This is a genomic window from Spongiibacter sp. C9W (genome assembly GCF_057370015.1).
Map to the genome: position 1 here is coordinate 3,179,253 of NZ_CM170672.1, position 17,160 is coordinate 3,196,412.

Annotated in this window: 19 protein-coding genes and 1 tRNA gene; all 20 read left to right on the forward strand. The window is 56.7% G+C overall.

The window, feature by feature from the left end:
* The first annotated feature begins 3 nt into the window (after nt 1-3).
* The 20 genes from lhgO to AC2Q8J_RS15210 all read left to right on the forward strand — a co-directional run bounded on the left by lhgO (nt 4) and on the right by AC2Q8J_RS15210 (nt 17,093).
* The gene (lhgO, locus tag AC2Q8J_RS15115; protein WP_486451684.1) at nt 4-1,203 is read left to right on the forward strand and encodes an L-2-hydroxyglutarate oxidase; all 1,200 of its coding nucleotides are present in this window, start codon (nt 4-6) and stop codon (nt 1,201-1,203) included.
* 208 nt (nt 1,204-1,411) lie between these two features.
* Nucleotides 1,412-1,807 carry an HU family DNA-binding protein gene (locus AC2Q8J_RS15120; RefSeq protein WP_027874333.1) on the forward strand — a complete coding sequence of 132 codons (396 nt, stop codon included), beginning with the start codon at nt 1,412-1,414 and terminating at the stop codon, nt 1,805-1,807.
* Nucleotides 1,808-2,031: 224 nt separating this feature from the next.
* A complete protein-coding gene (locus AC2Q8J_RS15125; protein ID WP_204996746.1) occupies nt 2,032-2,271 on the forward strand; it encodes an FmdB family zinc ribbon protein in 240 nt (79 codons plus the stop codon).
* Nucleotides 2,272-2,327: 56 nt separating this feature from the next.
* Nucleotides 2,328-4,097 carry an aspartate--tRNA ligase gene (gene aspS, locus AC2Q8J_RS15130; protein ID WP_486451685.1) on the forward strand — a complete coding sequence of 590 codons (1,770 nt, stop codon included), beginning with the start codon at nt 2,328-2,330 and terminating at the stop codon, nt 4,095-4,097.
* 40 nt (nt 4,098-4,137) lie between these two features.
* Nucleotides 4,138-4,884 (forward strand): YebC/PmpR family DNA-binding transcriptional regulator, encoded by a 747-nt coding sequence (locus tag AC2Q8J_RS15135; protein WP_486451686.1) that lies wholly within the window; start codon nt 4,138-4,140, stop codon nt 4,882-4,884.
* Nucleotides 4,885-4,952: 68 nt separating this feature from the next.
* Nucleotides 4,953-5,495, forward strand: coding sequence for a crossover junction endodeoxyribonuclease RuvC (gene ruvC / locus AC2Q8J_RS15140; RefSeq protein WP_204996749.1), 543 nt, complete (start codon nt 4,953-4,955; stop codon nt 5,493-5,495).
* Nucleotides 5,492-6,091, forward strand: a complete 600-nt coding sequence (gene ruvA, locus AC2Q8J_RS15145; protein ID WP_204996750.1) for a Holliday junction branch migration protein RuvA — start codon at nt 5,492-5,494, stop codon at nt 6,089-6,091. The genes ruvC and ruvA overlap by 4 nt, the downstream gene beginning before the upstream one ends.
* Before the next feature lie 17 nt (nt 6,092-6,108).
* A complete protein-coding gene (ruvB, locus tag AC2Q8J_RS15150) occupies nt 6,109-7,128 on the forward strand; it encodes a Holliday junction branch migration DNA helicase RuvB (RefSeq protein ID WP_486451687.1) in 1,020 nt (339 codons plus the stop codon).
* Nucleotides 7,125-7,541 carry a tol-pal system-associated acyl-CoA thioesterase gene (gene ybgC, locus AC2Q8J_RS15155; protein ID WP_286696077.1) on the forward strand — a complete coding sequence of 139 codons (417 nt, stop codon included), beginning with the start codon at nt 7,125-7,127 and terminating at the stop codon, nt 7,539-7,541. Before ruvB ends, ybgC begins: the two co-directional genes overlap by 4 nt.
* Before the next feature lie 28 nt (nt 7,542-7,569).
* Nucleotides 7,570-8,244 (forward strand): protein TolQ, encoded by a 675-nt coding sequence (tolQ, locus tag AC2Q8J_RS15160; protein ID WP_486451688.1) that lies wholly within the window; start codon nt 7,570-7,572, stop codon nt 8,242-8,244.
* Nucleotides 8,245-8,255: 11 nt separating this feature from the next.
* Complete coding sequence (gene tolR, locus AC2Q8J_RS15165; RefSeq protein WP_027874342.1) at nt 8,256-8,696, forward strand: protein TolR; 441 nt, start codon at nt 8,256-8,258, stop codon at nt 8,694-8,696.
* Between the two features lie 2 nt (nt 8,697-8,698).
* Nucleotides 8,699-9,460, forward strand: coding sequence for an energy transducer TonB (locus AC2Q8J_RS15170; protein ID WP_486451689.1), 762 nt, complete (start codon nt 8,699-8,701; stop codon nt 9,458-9,460).
* Nucleotides 9,460-10,755, forward strand: a complete 1,296-nt coding sequence (tolB, locus tag AC2Q8J_RS15175; protein ID WP_286696075.1) for a Tol-Pal system beta propeller repeat protein TolB — start codon at nt 9,460-9,462, stop codon at nt 10,753-10,755. The genes AC2Q8J_RS15170 and tolB overlap by 1 nt, the downstream gene beginning before the upstream one ends.
* Before the next feature lie 72 nt (nt 10,756-10,827).
* The gene (pal, locus tag AC2Q8J_RS15180; protein ID WP_027874345.1) at nt 10,828-11,325 is read left to right on the forward strand and encodes a peptidoglycan-associated lipoprotein Pal; all 498 of its coding nucleotides are present in this window, start codon (nt 10,828-10,830) and stop codon (nt 11,323-11,325) included.
* Between the two features lie 18 nt (nt 11,326-11,343).
* On the forward strand, nt 11,344-12,138 hold the full coding sequence (ybgF, locus tag AC2Q8J_RS15185; RefSeq protein WP_204996754.1) for a tol-pal system protein YbgF: 795 nt from the start codon (nt 11,344-11,346) through the stop codon (nt 12,136-12,138).
* Nucleotides 12,139-12,290: 152 nt separating this feature from the next.
* A complete protein-coding gene (queE, locus tag AC2Q8J_RS15190) occupies nt 12,291-12,938 on the forward strand; it encodes a 7-carboxy-7-deazaguanine synthase QueE (protein ID WP_286837254.1) in 648 nt (215 codons plus the stop codon).
* Nucleotides 12,939-12,953: 15 nt separating this feature from the next.
* On the forward strand, nt 12,954-13,625 hold the full coding sequence (gene queC / locus AC2Q8J_RS15195) for a 7-cyano-7-deazaguanine synthase QueC (protein WP_027874348.1): 672 nt from the start codon (nt 12,954-12,956) through the stop codon (nt 13,623-13,625).
* 78 nt (nt 13,626-13,703) lie between these two features.
* Nucleotides 13,704-13,778: transfer RNA gene (locus AC2Q8J_RS15200), tRNA-Lys, on the forward strand.
* A gap of 228 nt (nt 13,779-14,006) precedes the next feature.
* A complete protein-coding gene (locus AC2Q8J_RS15205) occupies nt 14,007-14,882 on the forward strand; it encodes a lysophospholipid acyltransferase family protein (RefSeq protein WP_486451690.1) in 876 nt (291 codons plus the stop codon).
* Between the two features lie 321 nt (nt 14,883-15,203).
* A complete protein-coding gene (locus tag AC2Q8J_RS15210; RefSeq protein ID WP_486451691.1) occupies nt 15,204-17,093 on the forward strand; it encodes a CocE/NonD family hydrolase in 1,890 nt (629 codons plus the stop codon).
* Nucleotides 17,094-17,160 lie beyond the last annotated feature (67 nt).

Genomic DNA, 17,160 nt, shown 5'->3' on the forward strand with positions numbered 1-17,160 from the left:
GCCATGGCAGCACGCTACGACGTCATAGTGGTCGGCGCAGGCATTGTCGGCGCGGCGAGTGCCTGGCAGATTCTTCGTCAGTGGCCAGCGTGTCGCTTGTTGATCATAGAAAAAGAATCTGCGCCGGCTCAGCATCAGTCCAGTCATAACAGTGGTGTGGTGCACGCCGGCGTCTATTACCCGGCGGGAAGCCTCAAGGCGCGCATGTGCCGAGAGGGATTGCAGCAAACGCGGGATTTTTGTCAGCGTCACGCGCTGCCGTTTCGCCAGTGTGGCAAGTGGATTGTCGCCGCGACGCCCCAGCAAGTGCCGGGCCTTAGAGCGCTCGAAGCGCGGGCCAGGCAAAATGGTCTTGCGCCCACGTGGTTGAGTGAGGGCGAGCTGCGCGAGCGCCAGCCAATGCTCGCCGGCGTGGCGGCGCTGTCGGTGAAGGAGTCGGCCATTGTTGATTACGCCGCTATCTGTCGCCAGTTACTACACGACGTGCAGCGCGCAGGGGCAGAGCTGCGCTGCGCCTTGCCGGTGGATCGTATTGATGAGCGCACATCGGAGATCGTCGTGGGCAGCGGCGAGCAGACGTTTCACGCGCGACAGCTGCTTTGCTGTGCGGGATTAATGTCGGACCGCTTGGCGCGACTGCAGGGCATCGATTGTGATTTTCGCATTATTCCCTTTCGTGGCGAATTCTATCGTTTGGCACCGCGCTGCGACGATTGGGTGCCCCACTTGGTTTATCCGGTGCCCGACCCCACGCTGCCTTTTTTGGGTGTGCACCTAACACCCAGGGTAGGCGGTGGCGTGTTGGCGGGCCCCAATGCGATGCTCGCACTGTCGAGAGAGGGCTATCGCCGCCGGGATATCGATGCTGCCTCACTGCGAGAAATGGCATCGTTTCCGGGGTTTTGGCGCCTGTTGGCTAGTCACCCACGCGCCGGTCTGCGCGAGCTGCATAATGCGTATTCGGCGCGCCATTACCTCAAAGGGCTGCAGCAATACTGTCCGGCGATTGAGTTACATGACCTGCTGCCTGCCCCTGCCGGGGTCAGGGCTCAAGCGGTTAGTCGACGCGGTGAGCTGCTTAATGACTTCCACTTTTTGCAGAGTGCTCGCAGTATTCATGTGGGCAATGCGCCGTCGCCGGCAGCGACGTCGGCCCTGCCAATCGGGGAGCATATCGCCGCCCAGGTGTTGGCTCGTCGATAAATTCCACGCAAAAAATAGGGGTTTTTGTGCGGATGTCGTATTTAAGCCTTGTTTTGCCGAGGCCAATCGACTATTAGTAGTGCGAGGCACGGCCTCGTTGTTGCGTGCAGGCTTCTTTGCGAAGTCCCGGGCAGCGGCGAAGCGGTATCGGCTCAGTGCCAACTTTTACCGAGCAATAATAAACTTTCCCTGAACAGGACTGATCCCTATGGCGACACGTAAAACTGCTCCGAAAAAGGCCGCTGCCAAAGCAAAACCGGCGGCGAAGGCTGCCCCCAAGCGCAAAATGACGGCACTCAGTGAGAAGATGACCAAAACCCAGATTCTCAATGAGATTGCCACCAACACCGAACTTAGCCGCAAGCAAGTGGCCAGCGTGCTGGAAGAGCTCGAAGTGCTGATCGAACGCAGCATTAAAAAGCGCTCGTTGGGCGAATTTACCATTCCAGGCCTGATGAAAATTACCACCGTGAAAAAGCCTGCTACCAAGGCGCGCAAGGGTATCAACCCCTTTACCGGTGAAGAGACCACGTTTAAAGCCAAGCCCGCTAGTGTGGCGGTAAAAGTACGCCCACTGAAAAAGCTCAAGGACTTCGCCTCCTAAGCTCAGGCGTCAAAAGCCGCGCCGATACGTGCGATTCCGTCGTATCGGCGCGGCTTTTTTGTAGGTTTTTAACCCTTCTGCACTGATCGACATATTCCCGCTGTACTGCGTTTATCGCCGGCACTGCTTTGCGTTATAATCCCGCTCCTTTTTCTACCTGTGGTTGTGCCCGACGGTTTTTCCAGAAGGTCACGTTTTCATGATTTGTATTGGAGGGGATTCCAGTGCCCATTTATGAATATCAGTGTCAGGCCTGTCAGCACGAGCTGGAAGCCTTGCAAAAAATGAGTGATCCGGCGCTAGTTGAGTGTCCGCAGTGCCATGCCGACAAGCTGGTCAAGAAAATATCAGCGGCCGGTTTTCGCCTAAAAGGCAGTGGTTGGTATGAAACCGATTTTAAATCCGGTGGAAAGAAGAAAAATCTAGCTGGCGACGGCGGAGCCTCGTCGGGATCAGATAGCTAATTCAGGGGCCGCCAATTGCGGCCCATTTATGACTTTACAGAAGCAGGAAAGAATCAATGCGCAGCCATTTTTGCGGGAGCCTCGGAAGCGAGCACATCGATCAGGACGTCACGATCTGCGGTTGGGTGGATCGTCGCCGCGACCACGGTGGGGTTATCTTTCTGGATATGCGCGACCGTGAGGGCATAGTCCAGGTCGTGTTTGACCCCGATACCGAAGAGCATTTTGCTACCGCAGACCGGGTGCGCAGTGAGTACGTGCTAAAAATTCGCGGCCGTGTACGTGCTCGCGATGCAGCCACCGTTAACCCCAATATGAAAACCGGTGAGATCGAAGTGCTGGGCAAAGAGATCGAGATTCTCAATGAATCCGAGACGCCGCCATTTCAGCTCGACGATCACACCGAAGTTGGCGAAGATGTGCGCCTGCGCTACCGCTACCTTGACCTGCGTCGCCCGCAGATCGCCGATAAATTGCGTTTGCGCGCCAAGGTGACCTCGGTATTGCGTCGTTACATGGACGAGCAGGGCTTCTTGGATATTGAAACGCCCATTCTGACCCGTGCGACTCCCGAGGGTGCGCGCGACTACCTGGTACCCAGCCGTACCCACGGTGGTAAATTCTTCGCGCTGCCTCAATCACCTCAGCTGTTTAAGCAGCTGCTGATGGTGTCCGGCTTCGACCGCTACTACCAGATTGCCAAGTGCTTCCGCGACGAAGACCTGCGCGCCGATCGCCAGCCTGAATTTACCCAGATCGATATCGAAACCTCCTTTATGGACGACAAGCAGATTATGGCTGTCGCCGAAGGCATGATCCGCGATCTGTTTAAGGAAGTGCTGGACCTGGATCTGGGCGACCTCCCGCACATGCCTTACGCCGAGGCAATGAACCGCTACGGCAGCGACAAGCCAGACCTGCGTATCCCACTGGAGCTGGTTGACGTTGGCGATTTGATGGCCGAAGTCGAGTTCAAGGTATTCTCTGGCCCGGCAACCAACCCCAAAGGCCGCGTTGCTGCCCTGAAAGTGCCCGGCGGCAACGATAAGCTGAGCCGTAAGCAAATCGATGAATACACCAAGTTTGTTGGTATCTACGGCGCGAAGGGCTTGGCGTATATCAAGGTCAACGACAAGTCCGACCTGGAAGGCGGCTTGCAGTCACCTATTGTTAAATTCCTCCCCGAGCCAGTGCGCGCGGCAATTTTGGAGCGTGTCGCTGCAGAAAATGGCGACTTGATCTTCTTCGGCGCCGACAGCGCCAAAGTCGTTAACGAAGCCCTGGGCGCATTGCGTTGCAAGTTGGGTGAAGACCTCGATCTCTACACCGCCGAGTGGGCGCCGCTGTGGGTGGTTGACTTCCCCATGTTCGAAGAAGATGACAAGGGCGGTTGGACCAGTCTCCACCACCCGTTCACCGCGCCTTCGTGCAGCCCGCAAGAGCTGGAAAATGCGCCCGGCGACGCCCTGTCTATTGCCTATGACATGGTCCTCAACGGCACCGAACTGGGCGGCGGCTCGGTCCGTATTCACCGCTCAGACATGCAGGAAGCGGTATTCCGCGTACTGGGGATCAGCGACGAAGAAGCCAGCGAAAAATTTGGCTTCCTGCTCGACGCACTGAAATACGGTGCGCCCCCGCACGGTGGTTTGGCCTTCGGTCTGGACCGCTTGGTAATGCTGATGAGCGACGCGAAGTCGATTCGCGACGTGATCGCCTTCCCTAAAACGCAAACAGCGGCCTGTGTGATGACCGACGCGCCCGGCGTGGTAGAAACCCGTCAACTCAGCGAGTTGAGCATTCGTCTGCGTAAAAACGAAGAGTAAGTAACACGGCGGCAGGGTAGGGCCGCCGAGTGAGGGAGCTATGGCGGGTCACAGCAAATGGGCCAATATCAAACACCGCAAAGCGGCGCAGGACGCCAAACGCGGCAAGGTATTTACCAAGCTGATTCGCGAGTTAGTGGTTGCCGCCCGCGCGGGCGGCCCGCAGCCTGAAGACAATCCTCGACTGCGCGCAGCGGTCGACAAGGCGCTTGGCGCCAACATGAAGCGCGACACCATCGACAAAGCCATCGCGCGCGGCGCCGGCAATGCCGAGGGTGATAACTACGAAGAAGTCACCTACGAAGGTTACGGCGTTGGTGGTGTTGCCGTGCTGGTGGAGTGCATGACCGATAACCGCAATCGCACGGTCGCGGATGTGCGCCATGCGTTTAGCAAGCGCGGTGGCAACCTCGGCACCGGCGGCTCGGTCGCCTATTTGTTTAATCGCCTGGGGCAGATTCTCTACCCGCCCGGCGTTAATGAAGAACGGGTGATGGAGGTGGCGCTGGAGGCCGGTGCCGACGACGTGATTGATCATAACGATGGCAGCGTCGAAGTGCTTACCCCTTGGGAAGAGTTTCTGGCGGTAAAAGACGCGATGCAGGCGGCGGGTTTAGAGCATGAGTCGGCCGATGTCATCATGCAGCCTTCCACCTCCGTGACCTTGGACAGAGCCGGCGCTGAGAAGGTAATGGGCTTGGTGGACATGCTCGAAGACCTCGACGATGTGCAAAATGTCTATACCAATGCCGACATCCCCGATGCCGTGCTTGCCGAGCTGGAGTAGGCAAGTGTGATTGTCATTTCGCTGTGTGATCTGTGCATAATAGGCGCAGTTTCGAACAGTGATACGCTATGACAATTATTCTTGGCATCGACCCCGGTTCGCAGAAAACGGGCTTTGGTCTGATCTCGATTGAAGGCCGTCGTCACCGCTATGTCAGCAGTGGTGTCATTCGCTTGCCACAGGGCGCACTGCCCGAGCGTCTTAAAATTATCTACCGCAGCCTGTCGACCATTATCGACGAGTACCGTCCCGATGAAGCCGCGGTGGAAGAGGTGTTTATGTCCAAAAGTGCGGGCTCGGCACTTAAACTGGGACAGGCGCGCGGCGCCGCGGTGGTGGCCTGCGTGTCTGAAGATATCCCAGTTGCCGAATACACCGCGCGACAGATAAAAAAAGCGGTGGTGGGCACTGGCGCTGCGAATAAAGATCAGATCCAGCATATGGTGCAAGTCTTGCTCAAACTGCCGGCAGCGCCTCAGGAAGATGCCGCTGACGCCTTGGCCGCAGCCATTTGCCACGCCCATGCCCGCGAAGGCCTACACAGTATGTCAGAACCCCTTGCCGCGGCGCGCCTGCGTCGCGGTCGACTTAGCGCTAAGGTAAATTCATGATTGCTCGTTTGCGCGGTGTCCTGCTGGAAAAGCAGGCTCCGGAAATTGTGGTGGATATCAACGGCCTCGGTTACGAAGTGCTGGTGCCGATGACCACCCTTTATAACCTGCCGCCGCTGGGCGAAGAGGTGTCGCTCTACACTCAGTTTATTGTCCGCGAGGACGCCCAGTTACTCTTCGGTTTTAGTGACACCCGCTCGCGGCAGTTGTTTCGCGACCTGATAAAAGTGAACGGCGTCGGCCCCAAGCTTGCCTTGACGGTGATGTCGGGCATCGACAGCGACGATTTTGTACGCTGTGTGCAAGAGGGCGACACCGCATCGCTGGTCCGACTGCCCGGCGTGGGCAAGAAGACCGCGGAGCGGCTGATTATGGAAATGAAAGACCGCCTGGAAAGCTGGGCACCGGCTGCGGCGGCCTCGCCCGCGGTGGCTGCACAGCCCTCGGCGTCGGCGGTGTTGGCCGAGGCTGAAGCCGCTCTGGTAGCCTTGGGATACAAACCTCAGGAGGCCAGCAAGGCGATAAGCGCGCTGGATACTGAAGGGCAAACTAGCGAAGCGCTGATTCGCGCCGCATTGAAGAATATGGTCAGCTAATCACGCTGGAAAACACTATGATAGAAGTCGATCGCCTGATTGCCCCCGAGCCCGCCGAAAGTGCCGAGGAGCGCTTTGACCGCGCCATTCGCCCGAAAAGTCTCGAGGACTATATCGGCCAGCAAGCGGTTCGCGAGCAGATGGATATCTTCGTTAATGCCGCGCGCGGCCGCAGCGAGCCTCTTGATCACACTCTTATCTTTGGCCCGCCCGGGCTGGGTAAAACCACCTTGGCCAATATTCTGGCCAATGAAATGGGCGTGTCGCTGCGTACTACCTCAGGCCCGGTGCTGGAAAAGGCCGGCGACCTCGCGGCGTTGATGACCAATCTCGATGAAGGCGATGTGTTGTTCATCGACGAGATCCACCGCCTGAGCCCCCATATAGAAGAAATTCTCTATCCGGCGATGGAGGACTACCAGCTCGATATTATGATCGGTGAAGGCCCCGCGGCGCGATCGATCAAGCTCGATCTGCCGCCCTTTACCCTGGTGGGCGCAACGACTCGTGCGGGACTGCTGACATCACCGCTGCGCGATCGCTTTGGCATTGTTCAGCGCCTGGAGTTTTATGGCGTCAACGACTTGTCGACCATTGTTAGCCGCTCGGCAGCGATTCTCGGCATGACCATCGACGACGACGGCGCCAAAGAGATCGCCATGCGCTCGCGCGGCACACCGCGTATTGCCAATCGCCTGCTGCGGCGTGTTCGTGACTACGCGGAGGTCAAAGCCGATGGCAATGTCAGTGCCGAGGTGGCCGATGCAGCGCTGAATATGCTCAATGTCGACAATCGCGGTTTCGATCATCTGGACCGCCGCTTGCTGCTGGCCATGATCGAAAAATTTGACGGCGGCCCCGTGGGCATTGAAAGCCTGGCTGCGGCGATCAGTGAGGAGCGCGGCACCATCGAGGATGTGCTCGAGCCCTACTTGATACAGCAGGGCTACATCATGCGCACACCGCGTGGTCGCGTGGTCACTAACCATGCTTATCAGCATTTTGGATTGAGCCGGCCAGACGAGGCCGACCAATGAGCGCGGAATTCTCGCTGCCGCTGAGGGTCTACATCGAAGACACCGACGCCGGTGGCATTGTCTACTATGTCAACTATCTGAAGTACATGGAGCGGGCGCGAACCGAATATATGCGCGAGCGCGGCTTTGCGAAAGCCGCCATGGCCGACGATGGTTTGCTCATGGTGGTTCGCGATGTGCAGGCGCGTTACCACGCCTCGGCGAAGCTGGATGATGTGCTGCGCGTCACGGCAGAGATAAAATCTCTGCGCCCGACGGCACTAATGTTTGAACAGCATGTCTATCGCGACCAAGAGTTACTGTGCGAGGCAAGCATACAGATTGCTTGTGTCGACCCGCTAGTCGGGCGGGCAAGGCGATTGCCAAAGACGATTTATCAGGTATTGGCTGCCGAGGCCGAAACCGCTCAGTAACAAAAATTCGATTCAGAGGGGAGCTGCTGTGGAGCAAGACCTGTCCATTATTACGCTGATTAGTCAGGCCAGCCTGTTTGTGCAGGCGATCATGGCTATTTTGGTGCTGGCATCGCTGCTGTCGTGGTATGCAATTGCCCAGCGGGTGATGTATTTCTCCATGGCCGAGCGGGAAATGAAGCGCTTTGAGGCGCAGTTTTGGTCGGGGGGCGATTTGAACACCCTCTATCAAGAAGGCAGCAACAAGCAGGGCTTGGCAGTGGGCATGGAAAGCATCTTCCGCGCCGGCTTCAAAGAGTTCAGCCGCATGGCCCAGCGCAATATCGACTCCGACGCCGTGATGGAAGGCTGTCAGCGGGCGATGCGCGTTGCCATTTCGCGCGAAGAAGAACACATGGAAAAGAGCTTGCCCTTCCTGGCTACGGTCGGCTCCACCAGCCCATACATCGGCCTGCTTGGTACGGTGTGGGGCATTATGGGGTCTTTTCACGGTCTGGCGCAGGTGCAGCAAGCCACACTGGCGACGGTAGCGCCGGGTATTTCTGAGGCGCTAGTGGCAACGGCAATGGGATTGATCGCCGCGATTCCAGCGGTGATGTCCTACAACCGTTTCTCTGCCAAGCTGGATTCGTATATGGGCAAATATGAAACCTTTGCCGAGGAATTCTCCAGCCTGCTGCACCGCCAGGTTCACGTGCGCTAAGGGGCACAGACATGAGTCGTCGCAATAAACGCAAAGCCATGTCGGACATTAACGTCGTCCCCTATATCGACGTAATGCTGGTGCTGTTGATCGTCTTTATGGTGACCGCGCCGATGTTGGTTCAAGGGGTGCAGGTTGACTTACCCGAGGCCTCGACCGAGCCGGTACCACCCACCGATGATGACCCGATCATTGTCTCGGTGGATAAGAACGGCCGCTACTATGTGAGCCTTGGCGACCCGGACAAACAGGGCGAGCCGGTGCCGCTGGCCGAGATCGGTGAAAAGCTCAGTAAAATCCTGCGCAACAAACCCAAAACGCCGGTGATGGTACGCGGCGACAACGCTGTGGAGTATGGCGCGGTGGTGGCGGCTATGGCCGTATTGCAGGGCGCTGGCGCGCCATCGGTAGGTTTGATTACCGAAGAACCGCCGGCGGCGGGGCGCAAGTAAACATGCAGGGCTTCCGTTTAATTCCGGCAATGGTCACACTTTTGCTGCACGGCCTGGTGGCTGCCGTGTTGCTTATTGGCCTGCCCGGTATTAGCGACAGCCAGGAGCTTAAGCCAAAGCCGGTGGTGATTCAGGCGAAGCTGGTTATCGACAAAGTCCCGCCCAGTCGCGCTAAACCCGCGCCGCCAGCCAAGCCCAAGCCCGCGCCTAAACCAAAGCCGGTGGTGAAGCCTAAACCGGAAGTAAAGCCCAAGCCTGCGCCAAAGCCTAAACCCAAGCCGAAGCCTGCTCCCAAGCCCAAGGGGCCAACAGCGGAAGAAATTCGCCAGAAAAAAGCAGCTGAGAAAGCGGCGGAAGAAGCCAAGCAGCGCGCGCTGCAGGAGCAGATTCGCAAACAGCAACAAGAGGAATTGGCGGCGGCGCTGGCGTCTGAGGATGCCGCGTTTGAGGAAGCCGAGCTGGTTAGCAGTTACGAGCAGCTTATCGCCCAGCTGGTGACAAACAACTGGTCGCGCCCGCCCAGCGCCCGCAACGGTATGTCAGTGACGGTTGCCATTCGCACATTGCCAACAGGGGAAATTATTAGCGCCTCAGTAGTCAAAGGCAGCGGCAACGAGGCTTTTGATCAATCTGCCTTACGCGCTGTCAAAGGTCTGGGAGAAATCGCTGAGCTGGGTGAGCTCGCCCAGCAAAATCGCGCTGCCTACGAGCGGAAATTCCGTCATTTCCAATTTAAATTTGAGCCAACTGATTTGAGACGATAATGCGAAAACCGCTAATAATAACGCTGTTCCTACTGCTGTGGACGCTGCCGAGCGTCGCTGACCTCACCATTGAAATTAATGAGGGCAAAGACGACCCCGTGCCCATTGCCGTTGTGCCATTTGGCTGGAAGGCCGGCGTGACCCTGCGCGAGGATGTGGCATCCATTGTTGAACGCGACCTGCACCGCAGCGGTCTGTTCGAGCCATTGAGTCGCGCCGACATGCTCAGTCGCCCCGCCAATGCCAACGAAGTCTACTACCGCGACTGGAAAAGCCTCGGTGTTGACTATGTGGTGGTCGGTGAACTGAGTTTTGGCCGCGACAACAACCTGGTCGCCCGCTACGAGCTGCTTGATGTGAATACCCAGCGCAGCATCCTGCAGGGGGAAGAGTCGCAGAGTTTTGACAAAGTGCGCTTTCTCGCCCACACCATTAGCGACCGCATATACGAAAAGTTAACCAATGTTCGCGGGGCTTTCCGCACTCAGCTGTTATATGTGTCGGCGGTGCGTGAAGGGGACAATCGCTTTCGCTACCGTTTGCTGAAAAGCGATATCGACGGCGTGGGTGAGGAGGTGTTGGCCGACAGCATGGAGCCAATTTTGGCGCCGACATGGTCACCCGATGGCAAGAATATTGCCTATGTTTCATTCAGAACGACGCGTCCTGCGATATATTTACATAATTTGCAGACCGGCCAACGGAAACAATTAACGAATTTCCGCGGTCTCAATGGTGCTCCGGCATTTTCGCCGGACGGAAAACAATTGGCCATGGTGCTATCTAAAGATGGTAGCCCCGATATATACGTGATGGATCTGGCAAGCCAGAGCCTGAAAAAGGTGACCAATCACTTTGCCATCGACACTGAGCCCGCTTGGGCACCGGATGGAAAGTCGATCTATTTTACGTCGGACCGAGGCGGCAAACCGCAAATTTACCGAGTAGAATTGGCATCAGGAAGTGTCGAACGTGTCACCTTTGAAGGTGACTACAATGCCCGCGCCAGAATATTGGGCGACGGCTTGGGACTGGTTATGGTACACAGGGTGCAGGGCAGGTTTCATATTGCCGTGCAGGACTTCAAGCGCAACCGAGTGGAAATACTAACCTCCACCGACTTGGATGAATCGCCCAGTGTCGCTCCCAATGGCAGTATGTTGTTGTATTCTACAACGTACAACGGCAAAGGGGTGTTGGCAGCAGTATCTGTGGATGGCGGTGTGCGTTACCGCTTGCCATCCCGGTTTGGAGATGTGCGTGAGCCGGCGTGGTCGCCTTTTCTGTATGAGTAGTGGCCGGATAAAATCCTGCAGATAAATGGTTTATCTGCAACTGAAAGTAAACTTTGCAAGTGGGGAAATACAATGAAATACCAATCTAAGTTGTTCCTGGGTGTTGCCTTAGCCGGTGCTTTGCTCACAGGTTGTGCGTCAAACGATACTGACAGCAGCGGCCAAACCAGCGATATGAACACCTACTCTGAGCCAACGCAGAGCATGGAATCTGATGTGTCGGCATACGAAGCGCAAGAGCCAGAAGTGGTTCTGGAAAACATCTTCTACTTCGAGTTCGACCAAGCCACGCTGACTGCTGAAGCGCGCCGCAACCTGGATGCACAGATTGCCCGTCTGCAAAAAACCACTGGCCCTATTCGCCTGGAAGGTCACGCTGACGAGCGCGGTACTCGCGAGTACAATATGGCCCTGGGTGAGCGTCGTGCCAACTCCGTTGCCGACTACATGGCAATCAACGGCATTGCTCGCTACCGTATTGAAACCGTAAGCTACGGTGAAGAGCGTCCTATCGCTTTCGGTCAGTCTGAGTCTGCGTACTCTAAAAACCGTCGCGTAGAACTTAAGTAATAGAAATAAGGCAAGCTGATGCAACTGAAAAAAACCGTGATGATCGCCCTGCTGGCGTCTGGCCCTTCGGTATGGGCTCAGGCTCCGGTGGAGGATATCAATGACCCAAACCGGCGCAACAATGCCGGGGCGGGCCTGGAAGCGGGCATCTACCAGCAGCTTCAGCAGCTCCAGCAAGAGATTATGGCGCTGCGTGGAACGGTAGAAGAGCAGGGGCATCAGCTTCGTCAATTGAAGCAACAAAGTCTGGACCGTTATATCGATATGGATCGACGGCTCAGTAGTGTGGCGGGTGGCGCGGCGGCAGCTGCCCCTTCTGCTACTGACGCGCTTCCTCCCGCTGCGGCGCCTGCGACAAGCACTGCACCGGCAGATCAACAAAGCACTGAGGCACCTGCTCCGGCAAGCACCGATAATGGCCTTACCGGCAAACCCTCGGTCGACTATGCACAGGCATACAGCCTGGTGAAGGCGCGCCAATACACCGACGCCATTACCGCCTTCGAAGCCTACGTAAAAGCCTATCCCTCCGAGCGCTACACGCCCAATGCCTGGTATTGGCTGGGAGAGCTCTATGTGGCGATTTCACCACAAAACCTGGAGGCCTCGTCTGCCGCTTTCCAAAAGCTGTTAGCCGACTACCCCGAAAACGGCAAAGTACCCGCCGCTATGTACAAGCTGGCAACGGTCTACTTCCTGCAGGATGACAAAGACAAAGCGCGTGAAATGCTCACCCATGTTATCGACCGCTATGGCAACACCGGTAATTCGGCGGTGATAAAAGCCCGCGAATTCCTGCGCAAGAATTACTAACAGCCAAGAGTTGCTAATAGCCAATAGTGACTCATAAAGAGCCACCGCATTCGCTGCGCGTTGCCCTCGGGCGGCTCAGCTCTTAAAATAGCGCCCTTTGGGTTTACCAGCCCGTCTAACGGCCAGGCCGTTTCACCCGGAGCGGCACAAGCATGAGCGCCAGTCTGCGAATTACCGAAATTTTCTACTCTTTACAGGGCGAGTCCAGAACCATTGGTCTGCCCACCGTCTTTGTGCGCCTAACCGGTTGCCCGCTGCGCTGCACCTACTGCGATACCGAATACGCCTTTCACGGCGGTGAACGTCGCAGCATCGACGACATTCTTGCGCAGGTTGCCAGTTATTCGCCGCGGTATATCTGCGTAACAGGGGGCGAGCCGCTTGCCCAGCCGGAGTGCTTAACCTTATTGCGGGCACTGTGCGATGCCGGTTACGAGGTGTCCCTGGAGACCAGCGGCGCCATGCCCGTTGCCGATGTCGACCCCCGCGTATCGAAAGTCGTGGATCTGAAAACCCCTGCCTCGGGCGAACAACACCGCAATTTGATGGAAAATCTGGACCACCTCGGCGCGAACGATCAGGTGAAGTTCGTTATCTGTGATCGCGACGACTACGACTGGGCGCGTTTCCAGGTCGATCAGCACCGGTTGCCGGAGCGCGTCGGCGAGGTGCTGTTTTCGCCGAGTTTTGAACAGTTGCCCGCGCGTGACCTCGCCGATTGGATCATCGACGACAACTTGCCGGTGCGTTTCCAGCTTCAGCTACACAAACTTCTATGGCAGGACGCCCCCGGACATTAAGTAATAGGCAGAGTAGTGACAAAGAAAGCAATTGTATTGGTATCAGGCGGTCTCGACAGTGCCACCGTGCTCGCTCAGGCCCGCGCCGATGGTTATGAATGCTATGCCCTGGCCTTTGACTACGGCCAGCGCCACCGCGCCGAACTGATTGCCGCCCGCCGCGTTGCCGATGCGCACGGCGCGAAAGAATTTAAGATTATCAAACTGGATCTGAGCAGCATTGGCGGCTCGGCGCTGACCGACGCCAGCATCGATGTGCCCGATGCCGGTGGCGAAGGCATACCTATCACCTACGTGCCTGCGCGCAACACCGTGTTCTTATCCATCGCGTTGGGCTGGGCCGAGGTGATCGGCGCCAACAGCATCCACATTGGTGTGAATGCGGTGGATTATTCCGGCTACCCCGATTGCCGCCCTGCCTTTATTGATGCCTTCGAGCACTTGGCGAATGTCGCCACAAAAGTGGGGGTAGAGGGGCAGGCCATGCATATCGCCACGCCGCTTATCGACCTCAGCAAGGCACAGATCATTGGTTTGGGCACTGACCTGGGCGTGGATTACAGCCTCACCGTATCCTGTTATCAGGCCGATGATGAAGGCTATGCCTGCGGCCGTTGCGACAGTTGTCACCTGCGTCGACAAGGCTTTATCGAGGCCGGTGTCAGCGATCCGACGCGCTATCGTTAATCGGGTAAAAAAAACAATTTTTTTATGCTTATGCTGTTGTTTTTGATCTCAAAATCCGTATTATAAGCGCCTCTTTCGGGGCCGTTAGCTCAGTGGTAGAGCAGTTGGCTTTTAACCAATTGGTCGATGGTTCGAATCCATCACGGCCCACCATCAAATTCCGAAGAAAGCACTGCATTTGCAGTGCTTTTTTTTTGCCGCTTACTTTTCCGACACGAATTTCGCCAAGTGCGTATTTATTGACGAATAAAACGTCGATGTTGCTGCGCTGTCTCGGTATTCTTGGCGCGTTGCGCAACGATACATGGAGTTATTGCGTAAGCGTACGACCCGCCACGAGGGCGGGGCGAACTACAACCGAAAAAGGCATGACATAGCGTTATGAGTATCAACGACAAGGATTATGTGCCCTACGAGGGCGAAGATATGCAGCGCTACATCGAGCGCGTAATGGCGGTTGAACCGCCCACCCACCCCGCGCGGGACTGGGCATATAAACTGCTCAAATACCTGTTTTCCCCGACGTTTCTCGATGCCGACAAACTGCCGGACAAGCCTTGTTTGTTTGTCGCTAACCATTCTATTTACGCGGTCGATGGCCCGATTCTCGGCCTGCCGATGCTGGCAGAGCATGGCCGCTTTTTGCGCGCCTTAAGCGATAAATGGATGTGGAACAGCGTCAATGAGCAGTTCTTGCTGAATCAGGGCGCGGTCATCGGCCACCCAGAGGTGTGCAGTGCGCTGATGGAAGGCGGCCAGGATATTTTGGTATTTCCCGGCGGTGCCCACGAGGCCACCAAACCCGCCGACCAAAAATACACCCTGCAGTGGAAAGAGCGCACCGGCTTTGTGCGCATGGCCGCTAAGCATGGCTATACCATTATTCCCACGGCGGTAGTGGGCCCGGAGGAGTTTTATCGCCACTTAATGGAAGGCCGCGACCTGCCAAACTCGCTGTTGGGTAAATTGCTCACCCGATTTGGCTTGTTAAACGAAAACTCCCGCACCGATCTGATGGGGCCGATTCCGGTTGGCTTGTTCGGTACGCTGTTGCCCAAACCCCAGCGCTGTTTTATTCAGTTTGGTGACCCCGTTGACCTCAGCGAATACAAAGGCAAAGTGCCCAGCAAAGCGCAGCAAATGGCGATTCGCAGCGATGTTGCTGAAACGATTGAAGGCATGATCTCATCGCTGTTTCTCAAGCGCGCGCAGGAGCGCTTCAAAGATAAATTCTGGCGACGAGTGCTCAGCGCTTAATACAAAATATGCCGGCTAAGCCCGGCATTTTTTTTGTCTGCCGATTTCTACGTAACAAATATGCCGTATAGTGTATTTGGCGGTGTGGGACACTGCGTGGCATTGGCAGACAATCCACAGCCAGGGTTTTGGGTCAGTATTGATCAACATAATCATAATAATGCTGGCGAGGCGCCAGGCTTGTCTCGCTGTGTAGCGGCTCGCTTTAGCATGGATACTCAGGCACAGCTCCCGCTCGCAACGAATCAATAACAATAATAAACACGATAAGAATCCGCTCGGCAATTATCGGCCGGTGCGCTCTCAACGCGGAGAATCATCATGATGGGCTTGCGTGACCAAGTAGTGGCCGGGCTATTGATTTGTCTCGGTGCAATGTTAACGGCTTGCGGCGGCTCTTCAAGCAGCGGTCAAACTACCACGGCCAATGACACCGGTTCGGCAGAAACACGAGGGTGGCAGCCCTACGAGCGTCCGCAGGAATTCAGCGCGATGGTGACCCTGCCCCGCGAATTTATCGAAATGCGCGACGGCGTTCGCCTGTCGGCCCATATCACCTTACCGGCCGATGAGGCGGGGAATCCCGTCGAGACACCGCTGCCGGTGATTCTCACGCAGACCGGATACAACAGCAGTACCGGTGGTGTAACGGCTGCCAACCCGTATTTTGTTCAACGCGGCTACGCGCAGGTTTATGTTGACGTGCGCGGCACCGGAAACTCTGAAGGCGTGTGGGAAGCCTGGGGGCCGGTCGAGCAGGCCGACTACCTGGAAGTAATGGACTGGGTGGCCAATCAACCCTGGTCAGATGGCAACGTGGGTACCTGGGGGCCATCGTTTATGGCCATCACGCAATTGCTTACCGCGCAGCACAATCACCCGGCACACAAAGCCCTGTTTGCAATCGTGCCGCCGGGGGATGTCTATCGCGATATCACCTTTGCCGGTGGTCAGATCAACGGTGCCTTTGTGCCCGCATGGCTGGGTCTGGTAACCGGTTTGTCGTTAATTCCCGCGCAGGAAAGTTTCCAGGACCCCGAGCAACTGCTCAGTGTGTTTGCCGAACACACCGCCAACGCGGTGACGGAATTTCAGGCAACAACCTTGATCGGCGGCCTTACCGGCAGTGATGAAACCGCTTACGACAGCGAATTTTGGCGCGTGCGTTCGCCCCTGACTCATATCGACAAAGTGAAAGTGCCCACCTTCGTGGTCGGCGGCTTGCGTGATATTTTTCAGCGCAGCGAACCAATGGCCTACGAAGGGTTAAAGGACAACACCAATGCCAAACTGCTTATTGGTCCCTGGGATCATTTGCAGGGCTCACAGTTAGAGGGGCTGCCGGTCGATGGCATTCCCCACGGCGACGATATTGCGCTGGCCTGGTTCGACCACTACCTGAAGGGCATGAACAACGGGGCAGAAGACATGCCCGCCGTCACCCAATATCTCTATGGCGAAGAGCGCTATGTAACGCTGCCAGACTGGCCACACCCACAGTTGCAAAGTGAGCGCTGGTATTTGCGTGGCGATGGCAGCCTAAGCCAGCAGGGCGCTGCCGCTGATGAGGGGAGCAAGATTGTCTTGCAGCAACCCTTTGCCGGTATCTGCTCAGATAGCACGGCCCAGTGGTCGGCGGGCATTCTCGGTTTGCTTCCCTCTCCCTGCTACGACGACAACCGAATCAATGAGGCCCTGGAAGTCACCTACACCAGTGCGCCGATGGAGGAGGACTATTTTATTAACGGCCCCATTCAGGCCGATTTGTGGATATCCACCACCGCTCTGGATGCCGGCGTAGTGGTGAGGGTGAGCGATGTCTCCCCCGACGGCGTATCGCGGCAACTGACCAGTGGTTTGCTTACGGCGTCGGCGCGGGCGGTGGACCCTAACCAGTCGCGCTATGTTGCCGGCAATATGATTCAGCCCTGGCACCTATATACCGCCGAGAGCCGTCAGCCCCTGGCAATGAACGAGGTGGTGGCCATCAATGTGGAGATATTTTCAACCAGCGCGGTGATTAAACGCGGGCACGCGCTGCGCATCTCCGTCGGTGCCAGTGACTTCCCGCGCGGCATCCCGCCAGTGCTAGACCTTGTCGACCAGCTGGCGGGGGTGATGACCGTATACAGCGATGCCGACCGGCCCTCCAGTGTGGTGCTGCCGGTGATACCTATCGAGGCCTTGCCTATCGTCTCCAGTGGTGAATAGGCGGTGGCTGGCAAATAAATAACTGATAACTAAAAGTCGTAACGCAATTTACGGCCTTACTCATTAA